We start from the raw sequence: 8,099 nt of genomic DNA, 5'->3' as shown, positions 1-8,099 counted from the left end.
AGCGCCAAGTCGACTGGCACTTCACCACCGACGACGCACGCGTGAAACTGCGCCACCTCTACCCAACCACACAGCAAAATTAAGCCGCGACAATCCACTAGTCGACATCCGTCCCCTTGTATGTGACGCCTTTCCCGCCGAGCGTGCCAGTGATGCCTTTGGAGTTGCCAGCAAAGGTCGTTAGATCAAGGGTCACGTTGGATGGCAGAGGTTGGCCTGCCTTGGCGGCGGCGGCTGCCGCATTTAGGGTTTTGCGGAGTTCACTAATGCGCGGGACCGTATCGTAGTCGGCCGTGGAGATCTTATTGGCGAGTTTCTCGAGGTTCTTCGCGAGGTTGGTGGTGATGGCCGAGGCGTCCGAGACGTTTTTTGTTTCGTAATTGGCTTTGTTGTCGGGGATGCGGACTTCCAGTTTTCCGTCCACGGCGGTACGGAAGGCGACGCCGTCGAATCCGCCTGCATTCCAAGCGTGTCCGCCACCTCCGCTGGGACCCTCCAGGAAAGCAAAGCCTTTCTCGCCGTAAGCAAAGCCCATCGTCGATTCGCCTGCCTTCGCCCTCGGTTCATTGCCCGTGCCCACATACCTGCCCGGCTGAGGGGTCGGCGCCTCCTTGATGCCCTCGACGATCTCGTCAACAACAGGGTCCTTGACGGTGCCCGTGTGGGTGGTAGCGGTGTTGCTCGTGGCCGGGTCGGTCTTGCCTTTTGCGGTGTCTCCGGTCGCGGCGTCGCCCGGCGTTGCCTTCGTCGTGGTGGCCTTGGCCGGCGGCGGCTTGATGGCTTCGGTCAATCTCTGCCGCACGTACTCGTCGAATTGGCGTCTGGCCTCGGCATCGACGGCGCTCTCGTGTACCTGGGGCGGCGGCGCGGGCTGGGTTGGCTTCGGCGCTAGCTCGTTGGGCGCATCTGGCTTCCCGGGCGGCGTCTGCGCGGGCGGGGGTGGGGGTGTGTTGGGTGGTGAGCCGCTCGGGACCTTCGGGGCGGCGTGCCGGACAACCTTCTTGACGGCATGGCCCAAGGCCCTGGTCGCCGCCTGAATGATTTCTTCGTCGAACTCGTCGGCGACAATCTTTGCCATCACCTTCGCCGCCAGTTCGGTGTCTTCGTCGGTGGTGCCTTTGACAGCTAGCATGGCGCAGGCGATCGCGTAGCGCACGCGCGTCCGTGCGGCCGAGCCCGTTGCCAGGTCGTAGAGGGCGAAAGCGTCCTTGATGACCGGTACGACATGCTCGCCGATCTTCTTGATGACGTACTGCACGATCCAGTCGCGGATCTCGTTCTTGATCGCCTCCCAGACCACCCCTTCGAGGAGCTCCTGCCAGTTCTCGGCCATGTCTTTCAGCCGGGCCCTGACCTCGTTGAGCACGTGCGGGGTTGCCGCCTCGACCAGGTCGCCCAGGCGCCGGTCGATCCGGCCCAGGTCGGCATCGGCCGGGTGGAACGCCGCCCCGGCGCTGACGCTGGCGATGTAGCCGCCGTAGTTTCTCCAGAACTGGTCGAGGGGCTCCAACACGGGATGCCTGCCGGCGCCGATGCCGACTGTCGCGAAGCTGCCGATGCCGCCGACAGGGACCTTGGAGATGTGGCCCTTCTCGATGCGGAAGGTGGTGTCGCCGTACGGCTGCACGTTGACGTTGACGCCGCCGGGGTTCGGTAGCGCACGCCGCAACGGCGAGCCTGGTTCGGGTACCAGGAGGGCGTAGTCGAGCAATCCCCTGCGTCCTGGGACGTAGCGCAGATCGAAGGGGTTCCCGGCCTGGTCCAGCACCACCGTGAACACGCTGTGGTAGAGGATCACGCTGGTGTGCTCGATGAGCTTGTCGTCGTCCGCCAAAGTGGATTGAATCTTCGCGCCGGTGGCGGTCCGCAGGTCGGCCAGCGTGTAGTTGGACAGCTGGTGAATCGCGTTGTCCACCAGCGGTGTCGGGGTGTACGGCCGGGACGCCACCGCGGCGAACCGGCCGTACCGTGCGACAACCCGGTTCAGGGTGTCGTTGAGCGCCTTCTTGTCAACGGGCTTCGGCGGGCGCGGCTCCGCAGCGAGTGTGGGACCGGGCGTGGTCTGTGGCGTGGGTACAGGAGCCGCCTGGGCCGGTACCGGTGGCGCGGGGCGCCAGTCGCGCAGCCTCAGCCAGCCCGCAAGGATCAGCGGCGAGTCGAACGGCGGTATCTCGGTCAGCCTCCGTGGCCGGCTGGGGTACCGTCTCTGGCCGTCCGCGCCGAACTCGCGCGGATAGATGCTCGGGGCCCAGGCGGGCAGCGGCGCGTCGGGTACGTCATCGGTTACGGGGACCATCTCTCCGAAGCCGACATCCACCAGGCGAGGGTTGCGCAGTGGGGTGGCCGCGGACTGCTTGATCGGGTCCCGGTAAAGCAGCGCGCCGTCCACGGGGTCACGCTGGACCTGTTGCTCCTGGATGAGCAGGAAGTCGAACAATGCCAGCAGTTTTTTGGCCAACTCCTGTTGTGCCTCGGTCGGCTCGGGATGGTTGGCTTGCTGTCGGTCGAGTTCGATCTGCCACTTCAGCGCGTAGGCCAGGGCATTGGGGATCGACTCCTGACCGAAGAGCAGTCGCACGTCGAACGGCGGATAGTCCTGTAGCGGCGCGGTCGGTGTGTCGATCCGGTTGGCGGTACCGCGCGCCGACGTACCGCGCGCCGACGTACCGCGCGCCGACGTACCGCGTGGATCGAGTGGGTCGCCCACGGCTCAGCCCTCGGTCGGTACCACGATGGCGGGTGCCGCACCGTTGATCTGGATCTTCCGGTCGACCTCCGGGTCATCGAACTCCTCGCTGAGCAGGCGTCCGGCGTACCGCAGGCTCTCCAGTCGCAGCTTTCCGGCCTCGACGCGGGCCTTGTCCACGTCGATCTCGCGGTGTTTCTCTTTGAACTCCTCCAGCAGCTTATGCGCACCCGGCAACGCCTCGATGTAGAGCGAGTGCGTCGGCACGATGACCTCGTCGCTGATCAGCCGCGGGCTGCTGACGATCCGCTGGTACTGCTCGGTGAGCTGGTTCTGCAGCGCCTGGTACTCGGCGTCGGACAGCTTGTCCTTCTGTTGCGCCAGAAGTTCACGCGCGTACGCGACGAAGTCCTCGGGCGTCCAGCTCCCCAGGTCATCCGGATCGTGGAGACCCAGCTCGGTATCCAGGTACGGCACCATCATGTAGTCCGTCAGCGGGTTGGACTCCTTCAGCGGGAACATCATCAAGTTGCCCTTGCACCCGATCGGCGAGTCCAGGTCGGCGATCTCGGCGAGCGTGATGAAGTCCTGTGCGGGATCCAGCCCGTCGTTGAGCTGTACGTCCGCGTGCACCTCGAGGACGATCTGGCCCGGCTTGGGGGAGATGCTCAGCGGTGGCGTGGCCGGCTCGGCGAGGCCGTACGTTCGCTGCCTGACGGTCAGCTTGGGTACCTTCACCGAACTGAGCTGGAAGAAGATCTCGTCCTTGAAGGTGTAGCTCCAGATCGCCTGCATGTAGTAAAGGACGTTCTCCTTGAAGTGCGCCCGTAGGCCGGCGATGCACAGCAGATGGTTGGAGTGTTCGGCGTTGGCCTTCGAGAAGGCGTCCTGGGCGGCGGTCAGCGAGGCGATCTCGCTGTCCAGCCGCATGCGCAGTTCCTTCTCCTCACTCACTGCCCGCTCGTACTGGTCCTTGCGGAGGTCCTCGCGCATCCGCAGCGCCTGAAGGTCCTGCTCCTTGTCGCTGCCGAACAGGCTGTCCCAGCCCTTCTCCAGCACGCCCTCGCTGTCCTGGCTACCGGTGGCGCCGGCGCGGGCTTCCACGGCAGCATCGTAGGCGGCCTCGCGGGCACGCAGTTCGCGATCCATGTCGCGGTGCAGCCCTTGCAGCGTGGCCACCGCGTTACGCGCGTCGGTCACCTTCTGGCCGAGATCGTGCAATGCCAGCTCGTCCCCGACAATGCGCGTACACAGGTACTCCAGCGCCGGGCGGTACCGGTCATCGAGCAGAACCCGGTTGATGACCCACGCGTGCAACAGCAGTACCTTGTCGATCGCGGCCCGGCTCGGGTTGGGTACCTCCATGGCGACCAGTACCACCGGGGTCAGCCGGTGCAGGTGCTGGGTGACGTGAAAACGGCGCTGCAGTTCGTAGAACAGGTACGTGACGGTCAGCTCGTCGTTGGGGTTGGAGATCTCGGCCGTCTCGGAGTACTCGTCCTCCTCGGCGGTGTGAGTCTCCACCTCCAGCTTGTGCTCGTCCTTGAACTCCTGCGCGGCGGACAGCACCGCCTCCTGGATCGCCTTCTTCGTCTCCGCCGAGGAGGTCTCGGCATCGCGGGTCAGGCTCGTCGACGCGTCGCCCGAGGAGATGCCGATGTCGTAGTTGCCCTTGGCGGTCGCGTTGAAGCTTGTCTTGTCCTGCGCCTTCTGCACGATCTCGGCTTCCGAGCGCCTGGTGTCCTTGGTTTCGTCCTTGCGGTTGCGCTGGTTGTCCGCCATCTCCTTGACCGATCGCTCGGTCTTGACCACCCGCTTGCTGGTGACCTTGCGGGTCTCCTTCGGCGCCAGCGTCAGTGTCTTCACCAGTTCGCCCACCTGGTAGGTGATGGGGTCCCACTCCTGGCGGAACGTGATCACGAGCCCGAAGTTCGTGGTACCCGGGGCGAAGATCTCGAACTTGTACCGCTCGGTGAGCAGGTCGTCGAGCATGGCGAGCAGGTCCTCGGGTGGGTTGGACACCGTGCCGGTCGTGTACCCGCCGAACGGCGGCGTGATCACCGGCGGCCGGGGCGGAACCGGCGGGGTGTGCGTCGACCCACCGCCGTTGGGCTGAGGTTGCGGCGCGAGGTAGGCCACTCCGGCGTTCTGCAGGGTTACCTGTGCGGTGGCGACATGCAACGCCTCCTGGCGCAGCGCGTTAAAAGGATTGCCGCCCTTGGTCACCGCGCCGACCGGGTCGCCGCCCGCCTGTGCCAGCCCGGTCGCCAGCTGCTGCGTCGCGTCGATGACGCCGTCGTCGATCGCGTGCTGCCAGACGTAGTCGAAAGCGATCTGTAGCTGATTGAAGTCGTAGAACGCGGTCACGTCGGCGGGGCCGGATCTCAGCTGCAGGCCCTGCACCGTCTTATCGATGTCCTCGGGGGTGGGCCGCCCGCTCGCCCCGCCGCCGTCGGGCATGACGCTGTCGACCACCCCGCCGACGAACGCCGGCAGGTCGGTCAAGGCCATGGCCCCGTCGCCGGACCCGCCGTCGCCAGATCCGCCGCCGCTGCCCGAACCGCCGTCGCCGGTACCGGGTTGGCCCGCGCCCCCGCCCGCGCCGGTCCCGGAATCCGCGAAGGGATCGTCACTCGTGGACGTGCGGCGGATTGCCGCGAGCGGATCCTCACGGACAACTACGGTCGGTCGCTGAGAGTCCTTGTCGGCCTTGAACAGGATGGGGTCGATCTCGGTGGCCGGGATGTTGTCGCGCCAGCCGGTACCGTCGCGGAACGGCGCGGCCTCGTCCTCGGTGAGGATCAGGTACCCGACGGTCGGTTGGGTGTTCACCGTGTTGGTGATGGTGTTGTTCACCGCGTCGTACATCGTCGGCGCCGGCGACTCGCCGGGCATGACGATCCGCAACTGCCGTGCCTCGTCGCGGCTCACCCCCATCAGCGACTCGAGCACCCGGTCGCTGATGGCCTGGCTGGTTTCCTCGTGCTGCTGTCGGACCGCCGCCACCCGGGCGGCCGCGATCTTCTGGGTCTCCGCCACCACGTCGAGGTGGAAGTCCATCGCCTGGTTGAGTTTCCCCTTCGTGGCGCTGGAGTCCTGCTTGGTACTGCCGGGGTCCACCGGCAACGCGATGCCCGCCTTGGTCAGTACGGCTGCCGGCAGGCGGATGAGGCGTTGCTCGGTGCGACCGGCGTCCTGGGTGATCTGGGGTGCCAGATACAGGACCCGGTGCGCCTCGTCCAGCCCTGGTTCCTCGGGAGCCAACACCATCAGCACGAGATCGGGGCGCTTCTCCTTGGGATTGCGAATCTGGAACTCCGCGTCCTCGTAGTCGACGGCGAAGGCGCCGTTGGCGTCGGTGATCCGCGAACCCAGCCGATCCCCAATATTGGGCTGCCCGTTGGTGGTGGACAGCGTCGGGGCGGGGGCGAGGACAGCGGCGGGGCCGGTGGCCGAAGTGCCGGCGGCGGGTACCGGCTGCAGGTCCGTCGTGGGCTCCGGATCGCCGGTACCGGGCTGTGGCGCGGCGCCCACCGGCGTGACCGGGTCCTCGGGCGTGGTACCCGGGTCGGCGTCGTAGACGGCGACGATCAGGTCCGGGATCCCCACGCCGGTCTCTTTGAGAACGACTCGTCCACTGAGGTAGTTCATGGCCCACCTGCTCCACCATCGGGCGGGGTCCAGGTAGGTCGCGGTCCCCTCCGCGATACCCCGCAACTGACGAGTATTCATCACGCCATCAACGTTGGGAAGGCGAACGAAATTTCTATCGGTACTGTGACCAAAGTGGACGATGTGCCCTGCTCAGAACACCACGACGGTACCCCGGTTGTGCAACAGCCGGTCCTCGCAGTGCCAGAGGACGGCCCGGGGCAGCACGGTGCGTTCGACGTCGGCGCCGGGCCGGGCCGGGCCGGGCAACGATACGAACCGGACGGACTGGACGCCCGCTACGAGCGGCTCCGCCATGCCGCCCTGTACGCGCGGCGAGGCGTTCCTGCGCGGCCTGGGCGCGCTGGTCGCTTCCGACTCTGATCCGACATCAGCTCTGAGATTCCGACACGAAATTTGAGGCCCTACACTGGTGGTGCTCGGGGCAATCACGGAGGTCTACTGATGCCCCGAACCATATGGTCAGGCGCTATTTCTTTCGGATTGGTCACCGTTCCGATCAACGTACAAAGTGCGACCGAAGATCACAGCATCCACTTCCACCAGTATCACCTCGAGGACATGGGGCGCGTCCGCTACCGCAAGGTGTGCGAGCTGGAGGACCGCGAGGTCCAGCAGTCCGAGATCGGCAAGGGCTACGAACTGACCCGGGACCGGGTCATCCCGATCACGGACGAGGAACTGAGCAACCTCCCGCTGCCGACGGCGAAGACACCTCACGTTGCTATGCGGTCAAGGTGACTGTCCTTGAGCGCCGGGGTCTTCGAACGGTCATGACCGGGCTGGGAGAGAATCCCGGCATGGTAATGGCACGGCACTGGTACTCCTCGTCGCCCGTGGTGGACGGGCTTCCGCTCCTGTACGAGCCAGGTTTCTGGCCCGCGCACTTGGCGGACCTGTCCGAGGGCATCTCGCCGGAGGCCTTCGGCGCTGACGCGGGCGACGTGGGGGCCATGCTCGACAAGCTCCACGACCCGTCGGCGTGGCCTGTGTTCACGGTGCCCCTGGCCGGCGGCTTCACGATCGTCGTGCACTACAACAGTGGCGAGGAGTTCACGAGCACGGACTACTTCCTCACGCACCCCGACTGGAGCCAGGATCTCGTCCTGGCCAGCGACGATCAGGACCGCATCGGTCCGGGGCTGTGCTGGCCGGAGCTTGCCGCCCTGCTGGAGGCGCCGGCCGGCGCCGTCGGTGTCACCAATACTCATGCCCGGCTCCTTCTCCTCCTTCCGGTCCTGGGCGACATCGCGCTCCCGGAAGGTGCTGTGGCGGCCGTGGTCCGGGCTTTGGCTGCTCAGGGTGCTCCCGAGTCGAGCGAGCCTTTGGCCAGGCACCTGCTCCGGGGGCACCCCATGTGGGGCGCTCAGGGCTGGTGGTTCGACGAGGATGAGCGGAGCTGGATTTGCGAAGGCGACCACAGTCCACGCAAGGTGCCATTGGGCGACCACCTGCCGGAACAGCTGCGAGTCGCCCTCGAAGCCTGCCTCACTCCTGGCTGACGGGCTCAGGCCGCGCTTGGGGTGGCCGTGTCCGAGGGCGTCCCGAAGGCGAGCGATTCGTCATAGGTCCCCCGGGGCTGGCAGGCGCTCGTCGCCGGGCCACCACCATCAACCTCGGCAATCCAACCTTCCGAGCGATCGCTGCCCTCTCTGACATCGTCGGGTGAGACGCCCCGAAATGATCAGATACTGTGGGCGGGCACGACAGGAGCACCTCCCGCATGACCAGCACCAAGCCC

Annotated in this window: 4 protein-coding genes and 1 pseudogene; 2 read left to right on the top strand and 3 right to left on the bottom strand. The window is 66.3% G+C overall.

What is annotated here, in order from left to right; translation table 11 throughout:
• Positions 1–97: 97 nt before the first annotated feature.
• The 3 genes from ACIBJF_RS50620 to ACIBJF_RS50610 all read right to left on the bottom strand — a co-directional run bounded on the left by ACIBJF_RS50620 (position 98) and on the right by ACIBJF_RS50610 (position 6,655).
• Positions 98–2,707: a hypothetical protein gene (locus ACIBJF_RS50620; protein ID WP_399184659.1), complete on the bottom strand. Its 2,610-nt coding sequence runs from the start codon at positions 2,705–2,707 to the stop codon at positions 98–100.
• A gap of 3 nt (positions 2,708–2,710) precedes the next feature.
• Positions 2,711–6,295, bottom strand: a complete 3,585-nt coding sequence (locus ACIBJF_RS50615; protein WP_399184658.1) for a hypothetical protein — start codon at positions 6,293–6,295, stop codon at positions 2,711–2,713.
• A gap of 195 nt (positions 6,296–6,490) precedes the next feature.
• Positions 6,491–6,655, bottom strand: a complete 165-nt coding sequence (locus ACIBJF_RS50610; protein WP_399184657.1) for a hypothetical protein — start codon at positions 6,653–6,655, stop codon at positions 6,491–6,493.
• Between the two features lie 147 nt (positions 6,656–6,802).
• Between ACIBJF_RS50610 and ACIBJF_RS50605 the strand changes: the two are divergent.
• Positions 6,803–7,069, top strand: a pseudogene (locus ACIBJF_RS50605) (Ku protein); the annotation flags it as partial.
• A gap of 62 nt (positions 7,070–7,131) precedes the next feature.
• Positions 7,132–7,860 carry a hypothetical protein gene (locus ACIBJF_RS50600; protein WP_399184656.1) on the top strand — a complete coding sequence of 243 codons (729 nt, stop codon included), beginning with the start codon at positions 7,132–7,134 and terminating at the stop codon, positions 7,858–7,860.
• Positions 7,861–8,099 lie beyond the last annotated feature (239 nt).

The organism is Streptomyces sp. NPDC050743 (genome assembly GCF_044456925.1).
Classification (GTDB): Bacteria; Actinomycetota; Actinomycetes; order Streptomycetales; family Streptomycetaceae; genus Streptomyces.
Note: the sequence above shows the minus strand (reverse complement) of the source record. Positions and strands in the feature narration are given on the sequence as shown.